The sequence below is a fragment of the Shinella sp. WSJ-2 genome (genome assembly GCF_003432075.1).
GTDB lineage: Bacteria > Pseudomonadota > Alphaproteobacteria > Rhizobiales > Rhizobiaceae > Shinella.
Map to the genome: position 1 here is coordinate 109,695 of NZ_QWBU01000010.1, position 23,348 is coordinate 133,042.

Consider the following 23,348-nt stretch of genomic DNA (forward strand, 5'->3'; position numbering starts at 1 on the left):
AGGGGCATCGAGGCAGTGTTATCGTGGCTGGCTGTTGATCGGGCGGGAGGTTCGTCCAGACGGCCGGTGTTCACTTGGGAGGATAATATGAAGTCCGTTTTGAAGTTGATGGCAGGGGCTGCCGTCATCGTTTCCCTGCATTCCGGTATTGCGCACGCCAAGGATCTCACGGTCGGCGTTTCCTGGTCGAATTTCCAGGAAGAACGTTGGAAAACCGACGAAGCTGCCATCAAGGCCGCTCTCGAGGCCTCCGGCGACAAGTACATTTCCGCTGACGCCCAGTCTTCTGCCGCAAAGCAGCTGACCGACGTCGAGTCGCTGATCGCCCAGGGCGCCAACGCCATCATCGTTCTCGCCCAGGATTCGGAAGCCATCGGCCCGGCCATCGAAAAGGCTGCCGCCGAAGGTATCCCAGTCGTCGGCTACGACCGACTGATCGAAAACCCGGCGGCCTTCTACATCACCTTCGACAACAAGGAAGTCGGCCGCATGCAGGCCCGCGAAGTGTTCAAGGTGAAGCCGGAAGGCAACTATGTCTTCATCAAGGGCTCGTCGTCCGACCCGAACGCCGACTTCCTCTTCGCTGGTCAGCAGGAAGTGCTGAAGGAAGCAATCGACGCTGGCAAGATCAAGAATGTCGGTGAAGCCTATACCGACGGCTGGAAGCCGGAAAACGCCCAGAAGAACATGGAGCAGTTCCTGACGGCAAACGACAACAAGGTCGATGCGGTCGTCGCGTCCAACGACGGCACGGCCGGCGGTGCGATTGCAGCCCTCACGGCACAGGGTCTTGCCGGCTCCGTTCCGGTCTCCGGCCAGGACGCCGACCACGCCGCGCTGAACCGCGTTGCGCTTGGCACCCAGACGGTCTCCGTTTGGAAGGACTCCCGCGAACTCGGCAAGCGCGCTGCGGAAATCGCAGCCCAGCTCGCCAGCGGCAAGACCATGGACGAGATCGAAGGCGTCACCACCTTCAACGGCGGTCCGAAGGGCGTCGAAATGAAGTCGGTCTTCCTCGCACCGCTGCCGATCACCAAGGACAACCTGAACGTCGTCATCGACGCCGGCTGGATTTCCAAGGAAACGGCTTGCCAGGGCGTTGCTGCCGGCTCGGTTGCAGCCTGCAACTGAGTAGCGACCATCCGGTATTGACCTGACCATCAACAAGCGCCGCAGCGGCTTCCGTTGCGGCGCTTGCGCAAGATGGGCAGCGGGCGGAGGATGATGCGGCAAGACTCCTCGTTACGCTCGGACGACACGTTCAACAAAAGTGGGGGAACGGCAAACCATGGCCGACATCACGACGACCGCATCTGCCAATCGCGCGCGATCGGCAAGCGAGAACCCGGTGAAGCGCTTCTTCCGCGCCACCGAAATCGATACGCGCCTGCTCGGCATGGTCGGCGCATTGCTGATCATCTGGATCGGCTTCAACATCCTGTCCGGCGGGTTGTTCCTCACGCCCCGCAACCTCTGGAACCTCTCGGTCCAGACAGCCTCCGTCGCCGTCATGGCGACCGGCATGGTGCTGGTCATCGTCACGCGCAACATCGATCTCTCGGTCGGTTCCATCCTCGGCTTCGTCGGCATGAGCATGGGCGTGCTGCAGGCTGAACTCCTGCCGCAGTTGCTTGGCTTCAATCATCCCGCGATCTGGGTCGTCACGCTCGCCTGCGGCCTGCTGCTGGGCGCCGCGATCGGCGCGCTGCACGGCTCGATCATCGCCTTCCTCAACGTACCCTCCTTCATCGTCACGCTCGGCGGCCTGCTCGTCTGGCGCGGCGCCACCTGGTTCGTCACCAGCGGCCGCACCGTCGCCCCCATGGATGCCACCTTCCGCCTGATGGGCGGCGGCACCGAGGGTTCGATCGGCGCCACCGCGAGCTGGATCGTCGGCGCGCTCGCCTGTGCCGCCATCGTCGCGACGATCGCCAATTCCCGCAAGCAGCGCAAACGCTTCGGCTTCCCGCTGCGCCCGATGTGGGCGGAGTATTTCCTCGTCGCCATCGGCTGCGCGCTGGTGCTCGGCGCTGTCGGGATCGTCAACGCCTATCCGTGGCCTGTTGCCATTGCCCGCAAGTTCGCGGACGCCAATGGCATCGCCTGGCCGGACGGCGGCCTGTTCATCCCGCATGGCATCGCCGTGCCGGTGCTAATCGCCATTGTTGTCGGCATCGTCATGACCTTCATCTCGACGCGCCTGCGTTTCGGTCGCTACGTTTTCGCGCTCGGCGGCAACCCGGAAGCGGCTGAGCTTGCGGGCATCAAGACCCGCTGGGTCACCGTCAAGATATTCGCGCTGATGGGCATTCTCTGTGCCATTGCCGCCGCCATTTCCACCGCCCGCCTCAATGCCGCGACCAACGCGCAGGGCGAACTCGACGAGCTCTACACGATCGCGGCTGCCGTGATCGGCGGCACATCGCTGGCGGGCGGCATGGGCACAATCGCCGGCGCCATGCTCGGGGCGCTTGTCATGCAATCGCTGCAATCGGGTATGGTGCTTGTCGGCATCGACACCCCGTTCCAGCGCATCGTGGTCGGTATGGTCCTCGTCGTCGCCGTCTGGCTCGACACGGTCTATCGCGCCCGCGCCAAGTAACAGGAGTTGGACCAATGACGGACACCACCCGTACGCCCCTCGTGGAGCTGAAGAACATCTCCATCTCCTTCGGCGGCATCCATGCCGTGGACAATGCCTCGGTCGATCTCTATCCCGGCGAGGTCGTGGCGCTGCTCGGTCACAACGGTGCCGGCAAGTCGACGCTGATCAAGATCCTCTCCGGCGCCTACAAGCGCGATGGCGGCGAGATCCTGATCAATGGTGAGGCCGCCGACATCAACAACCCGCGCGACGCCAAGAAATACGGCATCGAGACGATCTACCAGACGCTCGCCGTCGCCGACAATGTCGACGCTGCCGCCAACCTCTATCTCGGTCGCGAGCTCAGGACCCCCTGGGGCACGCTCGACGACGTCGCGATGGAGGCCAAGACCCGCGAAGTGATGGGCCGCCTCAACCCGAACTTCCAGCGCTTCAAGGAGCCGGTGAAGGCCCTCTCCGGCGGCCAGCGCCAGTCGGTGGCGATCGCAAGAGCGATCCTGTTCAACGCCCGTATCCTGATCATGGACGAGCCGACGGCGGCCCTCGGCCCCCAGGAGACGGCGCAGGTCGGCGAGCTGATCAAGCAGCTGAAGAAGGAAGGCATCGGCATCTTCCTGATCAGCCACGACATCCACGACGTCTTCGACCTCGCCGATCGTGTCTCGGTCATGAAGAACGGCCAGGTCGTCGGCCACGCCCGCACCGAGGACGTGACGAAGGACGAAGTGCTCGGGATGATCATCCTCGGCAAGGTGCCACCCAAGGCCATTCCCGGCCCCGGCGCCATGCAGACGGCCTGATCATACGGCCAGACCCAAAACGAGCCGCCGGTATCCCCGGCGGCTCCCTCGTTTTCAGGCGGCTGCTCTCGCAAAGCAAAAACAGCGCCCCTTTCAACAATTTCCCGATTGAAGCCCGCCCGCACCTGGGCTAAGACCCTTCCATCGGACAGGCGAGTCATCGCCTTGGGATGCACCCGTAGCTCAGCTGGATAGAGTGTTGGATTCCGATTCCAAAGGTCACAGGTTCGAATCCTGTCGGGTGCGCCATTTTCCATTCGTGATTTGTAGCCTTCGGCCGCGCTATTCGTGAGGATAAAATCATGCTCCGAATCGCTATCATCATAAGCGTTGTTGCTATCGGTCTTTCCACTGTGGGATGTGCGCGTCACTCATGCCGTGATTGGCCGGGTACGTGCATTATCCAGTGATACCAATACGCGGCTACTAAAGGGCGGATTTCTCGATCGTCTTGAGCGGGCATATTGCAAACACAACCGAATGGCGGTTGCGAGGCAGTTTGATTCCGCCAATTGCTCAACAAAAAAGACCGGGCGATATGATCGCCCGGCCAGTTGCCTTGGGAGCTTTGATCCGTCAGGCGACGGAGATCTGGCGTTTTTCTTCGACGGATTTCACGGCGGCGTCGGCTAGCGCCAGGGCGGCGAGGCCGTCGGCGCCGGAGGGGGTGATGGTGGCGCCTTTTTCGATCGCGGCGATGAAGGCGGCGATCTCGTTGGCGTAGGCTTCCGTGTAGCGGGTCATGAAGAAATCGTGCAGCGGCGGGCGGGTGTAGCCGTCGCCATTGGCAATCTCGATGGAGACCGGGCGCTGGTTCTCGGCCGAGACGACGCCCTTGGAGCCGTGCACCTCGATGCGCTGGTCGTAGCCATAGGTGGCGCGGCGCGAATTGGAGATGACGGCCTGCTTGCCGGACTTGGTCTGCAGAATGACCGAGACGCTGTCATAGTCGCCGGCCTTGCCGATATCAGGATCGACCAGAACCGCGGCGGTGGCGGAGACCGAGACCACTTCTTCGCCGAGCAGGAAGCGGGCCATGTCGAAGTCATGGATCGTCATGTCGCGGAAGATGCCGCCCGAACGCTTGATGTAATCGACCGGCGGGGCGCCGGGGTCGCGGGACGTGATGGTGACCATCTCCACGTCGCCGATCTTGCCGTCGTCGATGGCCTTGCGCACGGCCATGAAATGCGGGTCGAAGCGGCGGTTGAAGCCGACCATCAGCTTGCCCTTGGTTTCGTCAACCACCTTCATGCAGGCGCGCACGCGATCGACGTCGAGATCGATCGGCTTCTCGCAGAAAATGGCTTTTCCAGCGCGGGAGAAGCGCTCGATGAGGTCGGCATGGGTGTCGGTCGGCGTGCAGATCACGACGGCATCGATATCCTTGGCGGCTTCGATCGCCTCGATGGTGCGGACCTCGCAGCCATACTGCTTGGCGATGGCGTCGGCGGCGGCCGGAAAGGCGTCGGCGACGGCGACGAGCACCGCGTCGGGATTGCCGGTTACGGCCTTTGCGTGAACCTTGCCGATGCGGCCGGCGCCGAGAAGACCAAATCTCACAGTCATCTTCATTCTCTCAAATAAGCCGCACGCTTGGGGACCATGCGGGAGGAGGGGCGGGGCGATGCGCTCGCCCCGCAAAAGCGCCGCGGCGAACCGCGAGGGTTTGGTTACGTCTTGCGCTTCTTCTGGCGGTAGACGTCGACGACGACGGCGGCCACGATGATCACGCCCTTGACGATCTCCTGGTAGAAAGCATCGACGCGCAGGAAGGTAAAGCCCGAGGTCATGACGCCGAGGATGACGGTGCCGATGACCGTGCCGGTGATGCGGCCGACGCCGCCGGCAAGCGAGGTGCCGCCGATGACGGTCGCGGCGATCGCATCGAGTTCGTACATCACGCCCATGCCGGCCTGGGCAGTCTGGGCGCGGGCGGCGGTGACGACGCCGGCAAGACCGGCGAGCGCACCGGCAATGGCATAGACCTTTACCAGATGGGATTCGACATTGATGCCGGAGACGCGGGCGGCCTGCACATTGGCGCCGATTGCATAGGTGAACTTGCCGTAGCGGGTGTAGCGCAGCGCGATGTGGAAGATCACGGCGACGACGAGGAAGATCACGACGGGCCAGATGCCGGTGCCGATGAAATTGAACTGTTCCGTCAGGCCCGAGACCGGCTGACCCTTCGTGTACCACTTGGAAATGCCGCGGGCCGACACCATCATGCCGAGGGTGGCGATGAAGGGCGGGATTTTCGTCTTGGCGATAAGCTGGCCGTTGATGAAGCCCGCCAGAAGGCCGACGCCGATGCCGACCACCACGGGCACGATGACCGGCAAGTCGGTCATCGAGGGATAGAGCGCGCGGGGCCATGTCGAGGCCTGCGCCAGCGAGGCCGTGAACATCGCCGTCATGCCGACGACCGAGCCGGACGACAGGTCAATGCCGCCGGTGATGATGACCTGTGTGACGCCGACGGCGATGATGCCGATGACGGAGACCTGCAGGATGATGATCGTCAGGCGCTGTGTGTTCATCAGGAAGCTCTGGCCGACGAAAATCCAGCCGAGGATTTCGTAAACCAGCGCGATGCCGATGAGGACGAGAAAGATGTTGAGTTCCGGCGGGAGCCGGCGGGCAGATTTCTGCGCGGCGCCTTGAGCCTGCGCGGCGGAATTCGTGCTCATGATTACCTCCCTAACGGCCGCTTGGCGGCCCTGATCTTTACAGGCCCACTCTCACTGGGCCGCCAGTTCCATCACCTTGACCTGCGTCGCCTCCGCCCGGTCGAGAATGCCGGTGACGCGGCCCTCGTGCATGACCATGACGCGGTCGCTCATGCCGAGCACTTCCGGCATCTCCGACGAGATCATGATGACGGCGACGCCGTCGCGGGCGAGTTCCGTCACGAAACGGTGGATTTCCGCCTTGGCGCCAACATCGATGCCGCGGGTCGGCTCGTCGAGGATGAGGATGCGCGGATTGGTGAGCAGCCAGCGGCCGATCAGCACCTTCTGCTGGTTGCCGCCCGACAGGTTTTCGATGCGCTCCGACAGGTTCGGCGTCTTGACGCGCAGCTTCTTGCTCATCTCCTCGCAGACCCTGGTCAGTTCGCCCTCGGCCACGAAACCGTTCTTGACGAACTTGTCCTGGAGAACGGCGATCTGCATGTTCTCGAGAATATCGAGGATCAGGAGACAGCCGGTATCCTTGCGGTCTTCCGTGAGGAAAGCCATGCGGTGCTTGATCGCCGTGTTCGGGCTGTCGATGCTGACCTGCTTGCCGTTGATCGCGATCGTGCCAGACGTCGCCGGCGTCACGCCGAAGATCGTCTCGGCGACATTCGAGCGGCCCGAGCCGACGAGGCCGGCAAGGCCGAGGATTTCGCCGGCGCGCACATCGAAGGAGACGTCATGGAACACGCCCTTGAGGGTCAGGTTCTTCACCGAGAGCACGACGTCGCCGATCGGCACCTCTTCCTTCGGGAACATCTGGGTGATCTCGCGGCCGACCATCATGCGGATGATATCGTCGCGCGTCACGTCGGAGGAGGCGTGGGTGCCGATATATTTGCCGTCGCGGAACACCGAGAACTCGTCGGCGATCTCGAACAATTCGTTCATCTTGTGGGTGATGTAGACGATGCCGATGCCCTGCGAGCGCAGATCGCGGATGATGGTGAAGAGGTGCTCCACCTCGCGCTCGGTGAGCGCCGAGGTCGGCTCGTCCATGATGAGCACGTCGCTCTCATAGGAAACGGCCTTGGCGATCTCGACCATCTGGCGGTTGGCGACGGAGAGGTCGCGCACCTGGGTTTCCGGGTCGAGCACGATGTTGAGGCGCTTGAAGAGCTCGGCGGTCTTGCGGCGCATCTCGCCGTGATCGACGAAGCCGAAGCGGGTCTTCGGTTCTCGGCGAATCCAGATGTTTTCCGCCACCGTCATGAAGGGCATCAGGTTCAGTTCCTGATGGATCATGGCTATGCCGTTTTCCAGCGCGTCGAGCGGCGATTGTAGCCGGATCTTCTGGCCCTTCAGCAGCACCTCGCCCTGGTCGGGTGTGTAGATACCGGCAAGAATCTTCATCAGCGTGGATTTGCCGGCGCCGTTCTCACCCATCAGGGCGTGCACCGTGCCGCGCTTCAGCCGGAACTGGACGTCGTCGAGCGCCACGACACCCGGAAATTCCTTGCGGACACCTTCCGCGGACAGGAGATATTCGGCATTCGGAATGGCGCCGCTTGCGCGAACCGCGGCCATGGTGGTCGGACTGACCATCGTCCCCTCCCTCCCGGAGCAACCTGAAACGGATCGGACGCGCGCACGCCTGCGTGCGCGCGTCCTGTATAACCTAGTCTAGCTGGTTTCGACCCTTGGGCCGATCAGTTCTTCGCCTGGAAGTCGGCGATGTTGGCCGGGGTCACCAGCTGGAAGGGAATGTAGACCTTGGTCTCCACCTTCTCGCCCTTGGCGAGCTTGAGCGCGGCATCGACCGAGCCCTTGCCCTGGCCGGCAGCATCCTGAAACACCGTCACGTCGAGGTCGCCGGCTGCCATGGCGGCAAGGGCGTCCTGCGTGGCGTCGATACCGGCGACGACGACGCTGTCCATCGAGCGGCCGGAGGCCTTCAAGGCCTGGATGGCGCCGATCGCCATTTCGTCATTGTTGGAGATGACGGCGTCGAATTCCAGACCGGCGGAGAGCCAGTTCGTCATGAGGTCGGCGCCCTGCGTCCGCGACCAGTTGGCGGTCTGCTCTTCGACGATTGTCAGGCCCTTGCACTCGTCGGTCGCGATGACGTCCTTGACGTCCTGCGTGCGCATGCGGGCAGCCTGGTTGGACAGTTCGCCCATCATGACGACGACCTTGCCCTTGCCATTCAGCAGGCGGCAGACTTCCTTGGTTTCCAGCGTGCCGGATTCCTGTTCGTTGGAGGCCACGAAAGCCTGCTTTTCCGGCAGTTCGTTGATGTTTGCCGGTTCGCGGTTGACGTAGACGAGCGGGATGCCGGCGTCTGCGGCAGCCTTCGAAAGGGCGGCCGTCGCGTCGGTATCGACCGGGTTGACGATGATGGCGCTGACGCCTGATGCGATGAAGTTCTGGATCTGACTCTGCTGCTTGGCGACGTCGTTCTGGGCGTCTTCGATCTGCAGCTCGACGCCATCGAGCGTCTTGGCGTAATCGGTCATGCCGTTGCGCAGAACGGTCAGGAAGTTGTCGTCAAACAGCGCCATGGAAACGCCGATCGTTTCAGCGTGGGCGGCGGTGGACATCATGACGGCAAGCGCCGACCCAAGAATGAATTTTTTCATGTCGTTCTCCTCCTCAACGTGGTGTCCGGTCGCACCACTCAATGATCCGGATCGCTTGCCCTTGCGGGCAGCCGGCCCTCCGCTCCTCCCGGGACGCAAAAGGCCAAAACAGAATAAACAAACCGCGAATTCCGTATTGCGGAATGTTTATTCCATTTTCTGCTTATGGCGTCAAGCCCGTTCCATTTTGTGGGACGGGATTTCCGCCGAAGCGGGGGAAAAGGACGGCGGAATGCTCCGCCGCCGAAGATTTTCAGATGTTTTCGCGGATGAAGGCGATGCTCTCGGCAACGGCGGCCTTGGGATCGGCCACACCGTGGACGGCGGGCGAGAAGGGCTCGAAGGAGAGCGGGCCGGCATAGCCGGCGGCGATCAAAGCCTTGATCTGGCTGGTATTTGCCAGCCGGTCCGCCGGGCCGACGAGCACACGGTGGCCGTCGCGCATGTCGGAAACCGATATGGCGGGGTCCTCGACGCCGGAAATATGCACGAGGCCTGTGAAATCGGGGAAGAGTTCCGGCTCACCGGCAAGGTGATGGTGGAACGTGTCGTGCACCAGACGGAATGTCTGTTCCCCGCCCACCGCCTTGATGGCTTCGACGGCTTCGCGCTTGGAGCGCAGCGAACAGATTTCGAAGCCGAGCGGCTCGACGAGGCCGATGATGCCGGCGGCCTGAAGCAGCGGCTTGAGTTCCGTCAGGGACTGGCGGAGGTTGGCCTGCCGCTCGCCATCGGCCTGGCCGGTGCCGTCGTTCTTCGGCACGAGCACGAGCGCCTTGGCGCCGCAGGCAGCGGCATAGTCGATCAGTTCACTGGCTTCGGCGGCGCGGGCGGGCGTCCACTCGTTGAAGCGCTGCAGGGCGTTGATCGAGATGATCGTGATGCCGTGGCGCTCGGCAAGCGCCTTCACTTCGGCGGGCGTCGTGCCGTCGAGGATGGCATTGCCATCGAGGTCGTTGCGGATTTCAACGGCGCTTGTGCCAAGCGAGATGGCAAGTGCGAAGAAGGCGTCGAGCGTGAGGGCGGGCGCCGTCATATGGTTGATGGCGAAAGTCGGCATGGAATGGGTGTCCTCCGGTCTCGGGGCCACCGACAGGGTGGCCTCGCATGCACGCATGAGGATCGGGACGCGCTTGACGGTCGTCAAAGGCCAAGGCGGCGATGCCGCCCTCATTGCTGAAAGATTAGCGACGAACCGTGATGGAATTCTCTCAAACGCTCGTCAAATATTTTCCGGCGTGAACAGGTCGAAGGGCAGGAAGGTCTGGCCGGGCACGGTATTTTCACCCTTCTCGATCGCCGTCACCATCAGCGAGACGAGCTCGCGGCAGAGCGCGGAAAGGGGGGTGCTGATGGCCATGGTGACGACATCGTCGACAAGGCCGGCCTTCGATTCCGGCGTCAGTTCGTTGACGATGAGTTGGATCCGGCCGGCAAAACCTTCCTCTCGCACCGCAGAGATCGCGCCCTCCATGCCGCCGCCCGCCACATAGAGGCCGACCAGGTCGGGATGCTGGGCGAGCAGGTTGGCGGTCGCCTCGTGGGTGATCTCGCTGGTGTCGAGATTGACCAGCGTGTCCAGCACCTCAAAGCCCTGGCCCTTCTCGCGGAAGAAGGAGCGGAAGCCGATCTCGCGCAGTTCATGGCCATGGAAGCGGTGGCTGCCGACGAAGATCGCCACCTTGCCGGGACGCTTGGCGCCGCGCGCGATCATCCAGGCGGCGGTGCGGCCGACCTTCATATTGTTAAGGCCGATATAGCCCTGGCGCACGTCGATGGCGAAATCGGACAGCAGGCAGAACAGCGGAATGCCGCGGTTTTTCAGGTCTTCCGCCATGGTCGTCGTGGCGGGATAGTCGGGTGCGACGACGGCAAGGGCCTGATTGCGTGTCGAAAGCTGGCGCAGCATCTCGGTCATCGCCGCCGGCGTTTGCGCATTGATGAACTCGATCTGCGGCACGATGCGGGCAACCGTGCAGGCATTGCAGGCGATTTCGATCTCGCGGGCGAAATTCTGGTAGAAGGCCTGGTTGGGGCGCTGGAAGCTGAAGCCGAGGCGATATTGCGGCAAATCCTCGAAGACCCGCTGCCGGATGAGGCCGAGCGCGTGATAGCCGATGGCATTGGCCGCCTCATAGACCCGCCGCGCCGTCTCTTCGCGTACCTTGTGGCGACCGTTCAGCACCCGGTCGACCGTTGCGACGCTGACGCCGGCCGCCTGCGCCAGATCCGAAATTGTCGGTCGCGATGCCATGGCTCTCTCCGTGAAATCTTTCCATCAGCACTGAATGATAGCGAATGATGTAATTTGATGCATTCTATCATGGCAGGATTGAGAGATGCAAGCAGCAGCGCTATCGTTTGTCCATCAGATATGGCGGGTCCTCGGACAGCGCCTTGCGGGAGGAACAGCGATGAAGCCGACGAAGCGGGACTACAGTCTTCTGGGGCGCGATGCCGAGGCGGCCGTTGCCAATGGTCTGGCCGCGGCCGAGTGGTACCACACCGATGTCGCGCGCAAGGATATGAAGGCGCTGATGCAGCGCAGCGATGCGCCGGCCCTTCGCGACACCGCGATCTGGCTCGGTGCGATGGTCGTCTCCGGCGCGCTCGGCGCGTGGTTCTGGGGAAGCTGGGCCGCCGTTCCGTTCTTCCTGATCTATGGCGTGCTCTACGGTTCGGCCTCGGACAGCCGCTGGCACGAATGTGGTCACGGCACGGCCTTCAAGACGATGTGGATGAACGACGCCGTCTACCAGATCGCCTGTTTCATGATCATGCGCAATCCGGTGACCTGGCGCTGGAGCCATACGCGCCACCATACGGATACGGTCATCGTCGGCCGCGACCCCGAGATCGCCGTCATGCGCCCGCCGGACCTTCTGCGCCTCGTGCTCAACTTCTTCGGCATTCTCGATGCCTGGCATGCCGTCATCGACATGGTGCGCAATGCGGCCGGCATCATGAGCGAGGCTGAAAAGACCTTCGTGCCCGAAATGGAGCAGCCGAAGGCGATCCGCGTCGCCCGCATCTGGCTAGCCATTTATGTCGCGACGATAGGCGCCTGCTTTGCGTTCGGCTCGATCCTGCCGGCGATGTTCATCGGCCTGCCCAGGCTCTATGGCGCCTGGCACCATGTCATGACCGGCTTGCTGCAGCATGGCGGCCTTGCCGACAATGTCATCGACCATCGCCTGAACAGCCGCACCGTCTATATGAACCCGGTGAGCCGCTTCATCTACTGGAACATGAACTACCATGTGGAGCACCACATGTTCCCGATGGTGCCCTATCACGCGCTGCCGCGGCTGCACGCCATGATCAGGCATGATCTGCCGGCGCCAAACCCGTCCATGTGGCACGGCTACAGCGAAATGCTGCCGGCCTTCCTGCGCCAGCTGCGCAACGAGGACTACTTCCTCAAACGCGACCTGCCCGAGACGGCGCGTCCCTACAAGGAAGAGTTCCACGCCCAACCGGCCTTCGCCGCCGCCGAATAATAGCTGATATCCTGGAGGAGAGACCATGAGCGACAGTTGGATTGAAGTTTGCGCAGCCGACGACATCGACGAGGAGGATGTTATTCGCTTCGACCATGCGGGCCGCACCTTCGCGATCTACCGCAGCCCCGAGGATACCTATCATGCAACGGACGGGCTCTGCACCCATGAGAAGATCCACCTCGCCGATGGCCTGGTGATGGATCACATCATTGAATGTCCCAAGCACAACGGCCGCTTCAACTACAAGACCGGCGAAGCCAAGGGCGCGCCCGTCTGCGTCGACCTCAGGACCTATCCGGTCAAGGTCGAGGGCGGCACGGTCTTCATCAGCGTCTAAAGCAATTCCAGCAAAAGTGTTGAGCGGTTTTGCGTCCGGAATCGCGAAAGAACAAAGAGACAGGAAACCGTCATGGCGAATTTTGTGATCGTCGGCGCCGGCGAATGCGGCGCGCGCGCAGCCTTTGCCCTGCGTGAAAAGGGTTTTGACGGCACGCTGACCCTGATCGGCAGCGAAACGCATCTGCCCTATGAGCGTCCGCCGCTTTCCAAGGAGGCGCTGGTGGCCGGCGCCGGCCCGAAATTCGTCGCCGAACCGGAGCGTTACGTCGAGGCCAGCATCGATCTGCTGCTCGGCCGCACGGTGTCAGGGATCGACCGATTGGCGAAGCGTGTCGTGCTGGGCGATAGCATGGTCGTTCCCTATGACAGGTTGCTTCTGGCCACCGGCGCGCGTCCGCGTATGCTGCCGGGGGCGGCCCATGGCGGGCGCGTCCTTGCGCTGCGCAGCCATGACGATGCCGCGCGTATCCGCGACCATCTGGTCGAGGGGAGCCACATCGCCATTCTCGGTGGTGGCTTCATCGGCCTCGAGCTTGCCGCCAGCGCCCGCAAACTGGGCGCGAGTGTCACCCTTGTGGAAGGCCTGCCGCGGGTACTCACCCGTGGCGTGCCGGCCGAGATCGCCGAAATCGTCGCCAGCCGTCATGCCGCCGAGGGGGTGGATATCCTCTGCAGCGCCAAGGTGGCAGGTATGGAGGAGCGGGCGGACGAAGTGCGGATTTCGCTGGGCGACGGGCGCGTCGTCAGCGCGGACCTGCTCGTCGTCGGCATCGGCGCCGTGCCGAATACGGAACTGGCGGAAGCGTCCGGTCTGACGGTGGAAAACGGTATCGCCGTCGATGGCCTGCTGCGTACCTCCGATCCCGATATTTTTGCCGCGGGCGACTGCGCGTCCTATCCGCTGCCGCTCTATGGCGGCCGCCGCATCCGGCTCGAGTCCTGGCGCAATGCGCAGGAGCAAGGCCAGCTTGCCGCCGCCAACATGCTGGGTGGCAAGGATATCCATGCCGCCGTGCCGTGGTTCTGGTCGGATCAGTACGACCTGACGCTGCAGATCGCCGGCCTTGCCGATGGCGCCGTCAGCACGGTCCGCCGCGATATGGGCGAACGCGTCTTCATTCTCTTCCATCTCGATGCCGAGGGCCGGCTGATCGCGGCGAGCGGCATCGGGCCGGGCAATGCGGTGGCGCGCGACATCCGTCTCGCCGAAATGCTGATCGCCGCCCGCATCCATCCCGATCCGGCCGCGCTCGCCGCGCCGGAGACCAAGCTCAAGAAACTGCTCGCCGCGTAAACGGCGTTCCGGAGGACATCATGAAGACCAAAAGACCGACCGTTGCCGATATCCAGGCGATGAAGGGCAAGCGCCAGCTCACCATGCTGCGCGTCGTCACGCTGGAAGAGGCTGGAGCCGCCGAGCAGGCGGGTATCGACCTCGTCTCAGTGCCGCCCGCTCTGCTCGGGCCGGCCTTCCGCGAGGCGGCACCGACCGTATTTGCCTTTCCGGGCCTGGAATACGGCGATTTCATCACCGCCGACGACTATCTGCGCGGGGCGTTCCAGGCGATGCGGGCAGGGGGCGATGCGGTCTATTGCGCGGCCGGCCTTTCCACCGTGCGGCGCTTGCGTGAAGAGGGCATTCCGGTCTGCGGCCATGTCGGCCTCATTCCCTCCAAGGCCACCTGGACGGGCGGTTTCCGTGCCGTCGGCAAGACGACGGACAGTGCCATGGAAATCTTCCGACAGGTGAAGGCGCTGGAGGAGGCCGGGGCGTTTGCTGCCGAAATCGAGGTCGTGCCGGGCGAGATTGCGGCGGCGATCAGCGCCAAGACGTCGCTTGTCATGCTCTCCATGGGCGCCGGCACGGGCTGCGATGCGCAATATCTCTTTGCCGACGATGTGCTCGGCCAGAACCGTGGCCACTATCCGCGCCATGCCAAGGTCTACCGTAATTTCGCGGCGGAATACGATCGTCTCCAGCAGGAGCGCATCGCCGCCTTCCGCGAATATGCCGATGACGTACGCTCCGGCGCCTATCCGGAAAACGGCCATCTCGTCGGCATCGAGCGGTCGGAACTCGCCGCCTTCCTTGAGCGTCTCGGTTCGTGAAGGTTCCCTCCTGCGGGAAAACCGCATATGTAGGCGGTCGAAGGCCTGAGGAGACGTTCATGAAAATCATTGACACCGACCACCCGTTCTACCGACCGCTCTGGCGGCGGGTGCTGTTGGTTGGGTCCTGCGCGGCATGGACGGGCGTCGAGTTCTACAACGGCGAACAGACCTGGGGCACGATCTTCCTCGTCGTGACCGCCTATGCCTTTGCCAATCTCATCCTGTTTTTTAAACCCTCCGACCCGGCCGCCAAGCCGCCGGAGGAAACCAAGGGCTAGCGTGTGTCGCGCAAAAGTGTGGAGCGGTTTTGCGAAAAGCGCATGGCGCGAATCTGAAAGATCGCGACGCGCTTTAGCGCGAAAGCCCGAGACTCTCTTCCACCTTCAGTCTTCGGATCGTCTCGTCGATCAGCATGTTAGCGATCTTCATGCGCAGCGTCGCATTGGCGCGCAAGTCTTCAGGCGCGCGGTCGGGATGGTTTTCTCGGGCGAAGCTGCGGCGGCGGGCGAGCAGGTCGTCCATACCTTCCTTGCCGGTGAGGGCAAGATCCTCGGCGATCTCGTCCGGTGCTGTGCGCATAAGATGCGGCGCCGGGAGAGGGGGCGGCTCGGGCGCCGGCTGCGGTGACGGGGGAACCGAGCGCGGCGCCTCATAGAGATCAAGATAGGCGGCGGCCGCCTGCGAACCGGAGACGAAGGTGCCGCCGGTGCCGATGCCGGCAAAACCCGAGGTCAGGCCGCGAATCTCGCCGGGGCCGTCGCCTTCGACAGCCTCTTCCGCGGCGTCCTCTTCAGCTTGGCGCGCCTCGGCTTTCAGCCTTTCCAGCACGGATTCGAAAACGGTCATGCCGAACATTGGGTCTTTCTCCGTTCAGTCCGGTGAAAGCATCCGGCTGCGCTGCAGGATGAGATCATAGAGCAATTTGGCGCTCGGGGGGAGCGCCCGGCCTTTCACGGAGATCAGGCTGTAGGGCTTGATGTCGATGTCGAAATCCGTGTTGAGAATGCTGATCTCGCCGGCCTGCGCACCGACATCGGCGATGAAGACCGCCATGTCGCGGGCGACGGGTGCGATCGCATTCGAGCCGCAGACGATGGCGGTGGTCAGCAGGATCGACGAGGTATTGACGACGGTGGAAGGCAGCGGCACGCCATCGGCGATGAACAGTTCCTCGATGCGCCGGCGCAAAAGCGTGCCTGGCGGCTGAAAAACCCAGTCGAAATGCGGCAGGTCGGCAAGGCCGACGACGGGCTTTTCCGTCAGAGGGTGACCCTTGCGAACGATAAGGCAGGCCTTTTCCACACCGATCTCGGTGACGTTGAACAGCCGCGGATTGAGATCATCGGGCACGCGGGCAATGATGAAATCCTGTCGGGCGGCCAAGAGTTCGCGAGCGAGCACGTTGCTCGTCTCCACGCGCACATTCACCTCGATGCCGGGATAGGCGGCGCTGACCTGCTGGATCGCCGGCACGGCGAGGCTGATCGCCGGTGCGGTGACGGAACCCAGATAGACCGAACCGCCGGTGCCGGATTTCAGCGCCGAAAGCTCGCGGTCGACCTCGCGCAGTTCGAGCAGGATGGTACGCGCCCGCCGCGCGAAGGCCCGGCCGAAGGCCGTCAGCGCCACGCCGCGCGACACCCGCTCGCAGAGCTGCGCCTTGAGGATCGTCTCCATTTCCGTCAGCATACGTGACGCTGCTGGCTGCGAAATGTTGAGGACATCGGCCGCGGCACTTACTTGGCTATGCTCCTCAATCGCGACGATCATGCGCAGATGGTTGAGTTTCAGGCCGCTGCGCAGCAGGCCGACTCCTTGCAGATTATCGCCGCCCTCGTCGGGAAATAGCGGCTCGTCGATGTCATGGTGCAAACGCAACGTTACCTCGGTCGTAAAAATATTACATATCCGCCACTCTATACCAATTTTGGTATCGAATTAGAAGCTCATTGCATTTGACAGTTATGGCAATTCGTACGAGGTTTCGCCAATGTGCGCTGGGGTCCTTGGGAGTGGGGACCGGCGGGCTTACGCTCACCAGTCCAGGCCGTCGCCTGAAAGCGACCCCGCCCGTGCACAGAACAATGCCTGGCTCAACGGCCAGTGCGCACAAGGGAGAGACCTTTCTATGAAAATGATCACCTCGCTTCTCGCGGCCGCTGCCATCAGCGTCGCGTCGTTCGTCGCTCCGGTTTTCGCCCAAGACAAGGGCATGGTCGGCATCTCCATGCCCACCAAGACCTCGACCCGCTGGATTTCCGACGGCGAGACGATGGAAAAGCTGTTTAAGGAAGCCGGTTACACGCCGGACCTGCAGTTTGCTGACGACGACATTCCGAACCAGCTGGCCCAGATCGAAAACATGGTCACCAAGGGTGCCAAGGTTCTCGTCATCGGCGCCATCGACGGCACGACGCTGTCCGATATCCTGCAGAAGGCTGCCGACGCCGGCGTGAAGGTCATCGCTTACGACCGCCTCATCCGCGATTCGGGCAATGTCAGCTACTACGCCACCTTCGACAACTTCCAGGTCGGCGTTCTCCAGGCCACCAGCCTCGTCGATGGCCTGAAGGTGAAGTTCCCGAACACCAAACCGTGGAATGTCGAACTCTTCGGCGGTTCGCCTGACGATAACAACGCCTTCTTCTTCTATGACGGCGCGATGTCGGTTCTCCAGCCGCTGATCGACAAGGGTGATATCGTCATCAAGTCGGGCCAGACCGGCATGGAAACTGTCGGCACGCTGCGTTGGGACGGTGCCGTTGCCCAGGCGCGCATGGAAAACCTCTTGTCCTCCACCTACACCGATGGCCGCGTCGATGGCGTTCTGTCTCCCTATGACGGCCTTTCGATCGGCATCATCTCGGCCCTGAAGGGCGTCGGCTACGGCTCGGGCGACCAGCCGATGGCTGTCGTTACCGGCCAGGACGCCGAACTGCCGTCCGTCAAGTCAATCCTCGCCGACGAACAGTATTCGACCGTCTTTAAGGACACGCGCGAACTCGCCAAGGTCACCGTCGGCATGGTCAACGCGATCCTCGAAGGTAAGGAACCCGAGGTCAACGACACGAAGACCTATGATAACGGTGTCAAGGTCGTTCCGTCCTACCTGCTGAAGCCGGTTGCCGTTGACAAGTCCAATGCCGAGAAGATCCTCGTCACGGACTCGGCCTACTACACGGCCGACCAGCTGAAGAACTGATCGTTCTTAAATCTCTCCGGGGTTCGCGCTTCCTGCGCGAACCCTCTTTTCTCCGGATTGCAGAGCGAATAGGCTCGGTTTCCCCGCTTGAGGGTGACGACCGGCCGCTGGAAACTGGTACATGAGCAAGACCCTTCTCGAAATGCGTGGCATCACGAAGACGTTCCCGGGCGTAAAAGCGCTCGACAACGTCAACCTGAAGGTCCGCGAAGGCGAGATTCACGCCCTTGTCGGCGAAAACGGCGCCGGCAAATCCACCCTCATGAAAGTGTTGAGCGGCGTCTATCCGGCCGGCTCCTACGAGGGCGAAATCCATTTCGACGGCCAGGTCCGTCACTTCTCCACGATCTCCGACAGCGAGCATCTGGGCATCATCATCATCCACCAGGAGCTGGCTCTCGTTCCGCTGCTCTCGATCGCCGAGAACATTTTCCTCGGCAACGAGGTCGCCACCAAGGGCGTCATCGACTGGAAGCAGACTTTCCGCCGCACGCAGGAACTGCTCGACAAGGTGGGTCTTAAGGATTCACCGGGCACGCTGATCACTGATATCGGCGTGGGCAAGCAGCAGCTGGTTGAAATCGCCAAGGCGCTGTCGAAGAAGGTGCGCCTGCTCATCCTCGACGAGCCCACCGCCTCGCTCAACGAAAAGGACTCCGACGCGCTCCTGAAGCTGCTCATGGAGTTCCGTACGCAGGGCATGACCTCGATCATCATCTCGCACAAGCTGAACGAGATCAAGAAGGTCGCCGACCAGATCACCATCCTGCGCGACGGCGGCACGGTGGAGACGTTGGACTGTCATAACGAGGATATCTCCGAAGACCGCATCATCAAGGGCATGGTCGGCCGCGAGATGGAAGATCGCTATCCCGCGCGCGAACCTGACATCGGCGAGACGCTGCTGGAGGTGAAGAACTGGAACGTCTTCCACCAGCACCACCGCGACCGGCAGTTCCTGCATGACGTGAGCTTCACGGTGCGCGCCGGCGAGGTCGTCGGCATTGCCGGCCTGATGGGGGCGGGGCGTACCGAGACGGCGATGAGCCTTTTCGGCAGGAGCTGGGGCCACAAGATCACAGGCGACGTTTCCATGCGCGGCAAGCCCGTCGATGTGAGCACGATCCCCAAGGCAATCGATGCCGGCCTTGCCTATGTCACCGAGGACCGCAAACATCTCGGCCTCGTGCTGATCAACAACATCATGCACAACACGACGCTGTCCAACCTGAATGGCGTGTCGTCGAACATGGTCATCAACGACCGGCAGGAGGTCAAGGTCGCCTCGGATTACCGATCGAAGCTGCGTATCCGTTCGCATTCGATCTATCAGGAAACGGTCAACCTGTCGGGCGGCAACCAGCAGAAGGTCGTGCTGTCGAAGTGGCTTTTCACCAATCCTGAGGTGCTGATCCTCGATGAACCCACGCGCGGCATCGATGTCGGCGCCAAGTTCGAAATCTATTCCATCATCAACCAGCTTGCCGCCGAGGGCAAGGGCATCCTCATGATCTCGTCGGAGATGCCGGAACTGCTCGGGACCTGCGATCGCATCTATGTCATGAACGAAGGACGCATCGTGGCCGAGCTTTCGAAGGCGGAGGCAAGCCAGGAATCCATCATGCGCGCCATCATGCGCTCCGGGGAGAAGCATTAATGTCCACCGATACCGTGACCCAGAGAACCCAGCCTTCGGTGGGGGAATATCTCAAGAAGAACATCCGCGAATACGGCCTCCTGGTCGCGCTCGTCGTGATTATGATCTTCTTCCAGATCCTGACCAACGGCGTGCTGTTCCGTCCCGTCAACATCACCAACCTGGTGCTGCAGAACTCCTTCATCGTCATTATGGCGCTGGGCATGCTGCTGATCATCGTGGCGGGGCATATCGACCTGTCGGTCGGCTCCATCGTCGCCTTCACCGGAGCCATGTCGGCGATCATGCTGGTGAAATGGGGCCTGCCGGCCGTGGTCGTCGTGCCGCTGGCCATCCTGATGGGCGCCATCATGGGCGCAGCCCAGGGCTATTGGGTTGCCTACCAGAAGATCCCGTCCTTCATCGTGACGCTTGCCGGCATGCTGGTTTTCCGCGGCATGACCTATGTCGTGCTTTCGGGCCGTCCGGTCGGTCCGTTCCCGAAAGAATTCCAGGTCCTCTCCACGGGCTTCGTGCCGGACTTTCTGTCGATCACCGACCCCTCGACCAGCCTGATCAAGAACTATGTCGCGCTCGTCGCCGTGCTGCTCCTCGTCGGTTATGCCTTCTATGCTGGCCTGCGTGAGCGCCGCCTCAATGCGGCTAACGAGACTGAGAACGAGCCCTTCGGCTTCTTCGCCGTGCAGATGGCGATTATCGGTATCGTTGCGATCTTCATCGGCTTCCAGCTCTCGACCTATCGCGGTCTGCCGAACGTGCTGATCATCATGGGCCTGCTGATCGCGCTCTACACCTTCGTCACGACGCGAACGACGGTCGGCCGGCGCATCTATGCCATGGGCGGCAACGAGAAGGCAGCGAAGCTTTCGGGCATCAATACCGAGCGGCTGACCTTCTACACCTTCGTCAATATGGGCGCGCTTGCCGCACTCGCCGGCATGATCATCGCGGCCCGCCTGAACTCGGCGACGCCGAAGGCCGGCGTCGGCTTCGAGCTCGACGTCATCGCGGCCTGCTTCATCGGCGGCGCCTCGGCCTCGGGCGGCGTGGGCAAGATCACGGGCGCGGTCATCGGCGCGTTCATCATGGGCGTCATGAACAACGGCATGTCGATCATGGGCATCGGCATCGACTACCAGCAGCTCATCAAGGGCCTGGTGCTGCTCGCCGCCGTGTTCTTCGATGTCTACAACAAGAATAAGGGCTGACCGGGAAACCGGTCATCCAACCGACTGCAGAAGAGTTTGACCGGTCGCCAGTGCGACCAGTGTGGTGACGTCTGTCCGCCGCAGGAGCGGAGCTTTGGCTGGTGTCGACCTCAGGAAGGAAACGGAAATGCTGATTTCGCAGGTAGCAAAGGACGACGGCTCGATTGCTGTCGTCGTGCGGGAAGAGGGCGGCAAGGGCCGCGCCGTCAAGGGCGCGACAAGCGTGTATGCGCTGGCTCTGGAAGCCGCCAACAGCGGGCAGTCGCTGAAAGCCGCCATCGATGCCAAGGGTCTCGGTGAAGAGGTCGATCTGGAGGCTGCCTATGCCGATGGCCGCCTGCTGCCGCCGATTACCCATCCGGACGCCGCGCACCTGCACCTGACCGGCACGGGCCTGACCCATCTCGGTTCGGCTGCGACGCGCGATTCCATGCACAAGAAGACCTCGGAAGTGGCCGAGGAGACGCTGACGGACTCGATGAAGATGTTCCGCATGGGCCTCGAAAACGGCAAGCCGAAGGCCGGCGAGAAGGGCGTGCAGCCGGAATGGTTCTACAAGGGCAACGGCACGCAGGCCGTCGCCCCCGGTTCCGCGCTAACCTCTCCCTCCTTCGCGCTCGACGGCGGCGAGGAGCCGGAAATGGCGGGCATCTATGTCATCGCCGCCGATGGCTCGCCGTTCCGCATCGGCTTTGCCGTATCGAACGAGTTCTCCGACCATGTGACGGAGCGCATTAACTATCTCTACCTTGCGCATTCGAAGCTGCGTCAGGCGAGCTTCGGCCCGGAAATCCGTATTGGCGCGGCGCCGGACGATATCCGCGGCTTCTCGCGCATCGTGCGCGGCGGCAAGGTTCTCTGGGAAAAGCCTTTCGTCTCCGGCGAGGCGAACATGTCCCACACTTTCGCCAATCTCGAATACCACCATTTCAAATACGGCCTGTTCCGCGCGCCGGGCGATATCCACGTCCACATGTTCGGCACGGCGACGCTGTCCTTCGGCGACGGCATCCGCACGGAAGAGGGCGATGTGTTCGAGATCGGTGCGGACGGTTTCGGCCTGCCGTTGCGCAATCCCCTGGCAATCGCCAGGGAAGAAGAAATCGAAATCCGCCAGTTGTAAGCGACGGACAGGAGGCTGAGGCCATGACCATCCACCAGAACCTGATTGCCGGCGAATGGGTCGGCTCCGATGCCATCGAGAACATCAACCCGTCGAACACGGGCGATGTCGTCGGCCGCTATGCCCGCGCCTCCGTGGAAGACACCAAGACGGCGATTGCCGCGGCCAAGGCTGCCTTCCCGGCCTGGTCGCGCTCCGGCATCCTCGAGCGCCACGCCATCCTGCGCAAGACGGCCGACGAGATCCTCGCCCGCAAGGACGAGCTTGGTCGGCTCTTGTCGCGTGAGGAGGGCAAGACGCTGGCGGAAGGCATCGGCGAGACCGTGCGTGCCGGCCAGATCTTCGATTTCTTCGCGGGCGAGTGCCTGCGCCTTGCCGGCGAGACGCTGCCTTCGGTTCGGCCCAATATCGGCGTCGAGATCACTCGTGAGCCCGTCGGCGTGGTCGGCATTATCACGCCGTGGAATTTCCCGATCGCCATTCCCGCCTGGAAGATCGCGCCTGCGCTTTGCTATGGCAACACGGTCGTCTTCAAGCCGGCCGAACTGGTGCCCGGCTGTTCCTGGGCGATCGTCGATATCCTGGTGCGCGCCGGCCTGCCGAAGGGCGTGCTCAATCTCGTCATGGGCAAGGGCTCCGTCGTCGGCCAGACCATGCTCGACAGCCCCGATGTCAATGCCGTCACCTTCACCGGCTCGACCGGCACCGGCAAGCGCGTCGCGCTCGCCTCCGTCGAGCATAACCGCAAGTACCAGCTCGAAATGGGCGGCAAGAACCCCTTCGTCGTGCTCGACGATGCGGACCTCAATGTCGCGGTGGAAGCGGCCGTCAACTCCGCCTTCTTCTCCACCGGCCAGCGCTGCACGGCCTCCTCGCGCGTCATCGTCACAGAAGGCATCCATGACCGGTTCGTCGCCGCCGTTGGCGAGCGTCTGAAGAGTGTCGTCGTCGACGATGCCTTGAAGGCCGGCACGCATATCGGCCCGGTCGTCGACGAGAGCCAGCTGAAGCAGGACACCGACTATATCGAGATCGGCCAAAAAGAGGGCGCCAAGCTTGCCTTTGGCGGCGAGCTTTTGAAGCGCGACACGCCCGGCTTCTACCTCGCGCCTGCGCTCTTCACCGAGGCGACGAACGACATGCGCATCTCGCGGGAAGAAATTTTCGGCCCCGTCGCCGCGGTCATCCGCGTCAAGGACTACGAGGAAGCGCTTGCCGTCGCCAACGACACGCCGTTCGGCCTGTCTTCCGGCATTGCAACGACAAGCCTCAAGCATGCGACGCATTTCAAGCGCAATGCCGAGGCTGGCATGGTGATGGTCAACCTGCCGACCGCCGGCGTCGATTTCCATGTGCCGTTCGGCGGCCGCAAGGGCTCGTCGCATGGCTCGCGCGAGCAGGGCAAATACGCCAACGAATTCTACACAACCGTCAAGACCGCCTACACCCTGGCGTGAGACACAGGCCGCCCGGCATTCGGGT

The 23,348-nt window shown here is 62.6% G+C and carries 21 protein-coding genes and 1 tRNA gene; 14 read left to right on the plus strand and 8 right to left on the minus strand.

Translation table 11 applies throughout. From position 1 onward, the window contains the following. Positions 1-87: 87 nt before the first annotated feature. The 4 genes from xylF to D0Y60_RS19650 all read left to right on the plus strand — a co-directional run bounded on the left by xylF (position 88) and on the right by D0Y60_RS19650 (position 3,654). A complete protein-coding gene (gene xylF / locus D0Y60_RS19635; protein WP_117371653.1) occupies positions 88-1,131 on the plus strand; it encodes a D-xylose ABC transporter substrate-binding protein in 1,044 nt (347 codons plus the stop codon). A 157-nt stretch (positions 1,132-1,288) separates the two neighbouring features. After that, positions 1,289-2,602, plus strand: coding sequence for a sugar ABC transporter permease (locus D0Y60_RS19640; RefSeq protein WP_117371654.1), 1,314 nt, complete (start codon positions 1,289-1,291; stop codon positions 2,600-2,602). A 14-nt stretch (positions 2,603-2,616) separates the two neighbouring features. After that, positions 2,617-3,405 (plus strand): ATP-binding cassette domain-containing protein, encoded by a 789-nt coding sequence (locus tag D0Y60_RS19645; protein ID WP_117371655.1) that lies wholly within the window; start codon positions 2,617-2,619, stop codon positions 3,403-3,405. 172 nt (positions 3,406-3,577) lie between these two features. After that, a tRNA-Arg gene (locus D0Y60_RS19650) sits at positions 3,578-3,654 on the plus strand. Positions 3,655-3,981: 327 nt separating this feature from the next. Here D0Y60_RS19650 and iolG read toward each other — a convergent pair. The 6 genes from iolG to D0Y60_RS19680 form a co-directional block, all read right to left on the minus strand. After that, positions 3,982-4,974 (minus strand): inositol 2-dehydrogenase, encoded by a 993-nt coding sequence (gene iolG / locus D0Y60_RS19655; protein WP_117371686.1) that lies wholly within the window; start codon positions 4,972-4,974, stop codon positions 3,982-3,984. Between the two features lie 104 nt (positions 4,975-5,078). Then, a complete protein-coding gene (locus tag D0Y60_RS19660; protein ID WP_117371656.1) occupies positions 5,079-6,098 on the minus strand; it encodes an ABC transporter permease in 1,020 nt (339 codons plus the stop codon). Between the two features lie 51 nt (positions 6,099-6,149). Then, complete coding sequence (locus D0Y60_RS19665; protein ID WP_117371657.1) at positions 6,150-7,688, minus strand: sugar ABC transporter ATP-binding protein; 1,539 nt, start codon at positions 7,686-7,688, stop codon at positions 6,150-6,152. 104 nt (positions 7,689-7,792) lie between these two features. Further along, complete coding sequence (locus D0Y60_RS19670; protein WP_117371658.1) at positions 7,793-8,722, minus strand: sugar ABC transporter substrate-binding protein; 930 nt, start codon at positions 8,720-8,722, stop codon at positions 7,793-7,795. Positions 8,723-8,975: 253 nt separating this feature from the next. Then, positions 8,976-9,782, minus strand: a complete 807-nt coding sequence (locus D0Y60_RS19675) for a TIM barrel protein (protein WP_117371659.1) — start codon at positions 9,780-9,782, stop codon at positions 8,976-8,978. A gap of 162 nt (positions 9,783-9,944) precedes the next feature. Then, a complete protein-coding gene (locus D0Y60_RS19680) occupies positions 9,945-10,976 on the minus strand; it encodes a LacI family DNA-binding transcriptional regulator (RefSeq protein WP_117371660.1) in 1,032 nt (343 codons plus the stop codon). Positions 10,977-11,136: 160 nt separating this feature from the next. On the opposite strand from D0Y60_RS19680, the gene D0Y60_RS19685 reads away from it, so the two are divergent. The 5 genes from D0Y60_RS19685 to D0Y60_RS19705 all read left to right on the plus strand — a co-directional run bounded on the left by D0Y60_RS19685 (position 11,137) and on the right by D0Y60_RS19705 (position 14,954). Next, positions 11,137-12,222, plus strand: coding sequence for a fatty acid desaturase family protein (locus D0Y60_RS19685; RefSeq protein ID WP_117371661.1), 1,086 nt, complete (start codon positions 11,137-11,139; stop codon positions 12,220-12,222). A 25-nt stretch (positions 12,223-12,247) separates the two neighbouring features. Beyond that, positions 12,248-12,562 (plus strand): MocE family 2Fe-2S type ferredoxin, encoded by a 315-nt coding sequence (locus D0Y60_RS19690; RefSeq protein ID WP_117371662.1) that lies wholly within the window; start codon positions 12,248-12,250, stop codon positions 12,560-12,562. Between the two features lie 72 nt (positions 12,563-12,634). After that, complete coding sequence (locus tag D0Y60_RS19695; RefSeq protein ID WP_117371663.1) at positions 12,635-13,858, plus strand: FAD-dependent oxidoreductase; 1,224 nt, start codon at positions 12,635-12,637, stop codon at positions 13,856-13,858. Positions 13,859-13,878: 20 nt separating this feature from the next. Next, positions 13,879-14,673 carry a 3-methyl-2-oxobutanoate hydroxymethyltransferase gene (locus D0Y60_RS19700; protein ID WP_117371664.1) on the plus strand — a complete coding sequence of 265 codons (795 nt, stop codon included), beginning with the start codon at positions 13,879-13,881 and terminating at the stop codon, positions 14,671-14,673. A gap of 59 nt (positions 14,674-14,732) precedes the next feature. After that, on the plus strand, positions 14,733-14,954 hold the full coding sequence (locus tag D0Y60_RS19705; protein WP_117371665.1) for a hypothetical protein: 222 nt from the start codon (positions 14,733-14,735) through the stop codon (positions 14,952-14,954). 73 nt (positions 14,955-15,027) lie between these two features. On the opposite strand, the gene D0Y60_RS19710 is transcribed toward D0Y60_RS19705, so the two are convergent. Together D0Y60_RS19710 and D0Y60_RS19715 are read right to left on the minus strand one after the other, a co-directional pair. Continuing rightward, positions 15,028-15,531, minus strand: coding sequence for a hypothetical protein (locus D0Y60_RS19710; RefSeq protein WP_117371666.1), 504 nt, complete (start codon positions 15,529-15,531; stop codon positions 15,028-15,030). Positions 15,532-15,546: 15 nt separating this feature from the next. Then, on the minus strand, positions 15,547-16,536 hold the full coding sequence (locus tag D0Y60_RS19715; protein WP_245409244.1) for a LysR family transcriptional regulator: 990 nt from the start codon (positions 16,534-16,536) through the stop codon (positions 15,547-15,549). A gap of 268 nt (positions 16,537-16,804) precedes the next feature. Between D0Y60_RS19715 and chvE the strand changes: the two genes are divergently transcribed. The 5 genes from chvE (at position 16,805) to D0Y60_RS19740 (ending at position 23,323) form a co-directional block, all read left to right on the plus strand. After that, positions 16,805-17,878 carry a multiple monosaccharide ABC transporter substrate-binding protein gene (gene chvE / locus D0Y60_RS19720; RefSeq protein ID WP_117371667.1) on the plus strand — a complete coding sequence of 358 codons (1,074 nt, stop codon included), beginning with the start codon at positions 16,805-16,807 and terminating at the stop codon, positions 17,876-17,878. 121 nt (positions 17,879-17,999) lie between these two features. Next, positions 18,000-19,535, plus strand: coding sequence for a multiple monosaccharide ABC transporter ATP-binding protein (gene mmsA / locus D0Y60_RS19725; protein WP_117371668.1), 1,536 nt, complete (start codon positions 18,000-18,002; stop codon positions 19,533-19,535). Further along, positions 19,535-20,743, plus strand: a complete 1,209-nt coding sequence (gene mmsB, locus D0Y60_RS19730) for a multiple monosaccharide ABC transporter permease (RefSeq protein ID WP_117371669.1) — start codon at positions 19,535-19,537, stop codon at positions 20,741-20,743. Before mmsA ends, mmsB begins: the two co-directional genes overlap by 1 nt. Before the next feature lie 127 nt (positions 20,744-20,870). Continuing rightward, positions 20,871-21,866, plus strand: coding sequence for an AraD1 family protein (gene araD1, locus D0Y60_RS19735; RefSeq protein WP_117371670.1), 996 nt, complete (start codon positions 20,871-20,873; stop codon positions 21,864-21,866). A 23-nt stretch (positions 21,867-21,889) separates the two neighbouring features. Beyond that, a complete protein-coding gene (locus D0Y60_RS19740) occupies positions 21,890-23,323 on the plus strand; it encodes an aldehyde dehydrogenase family protein (protein WP_117371671.1) in 1,434 nt (477 codons plus the stop codon). Positions 23,324-23,348 lie beyond the last annotated feature (25 nt).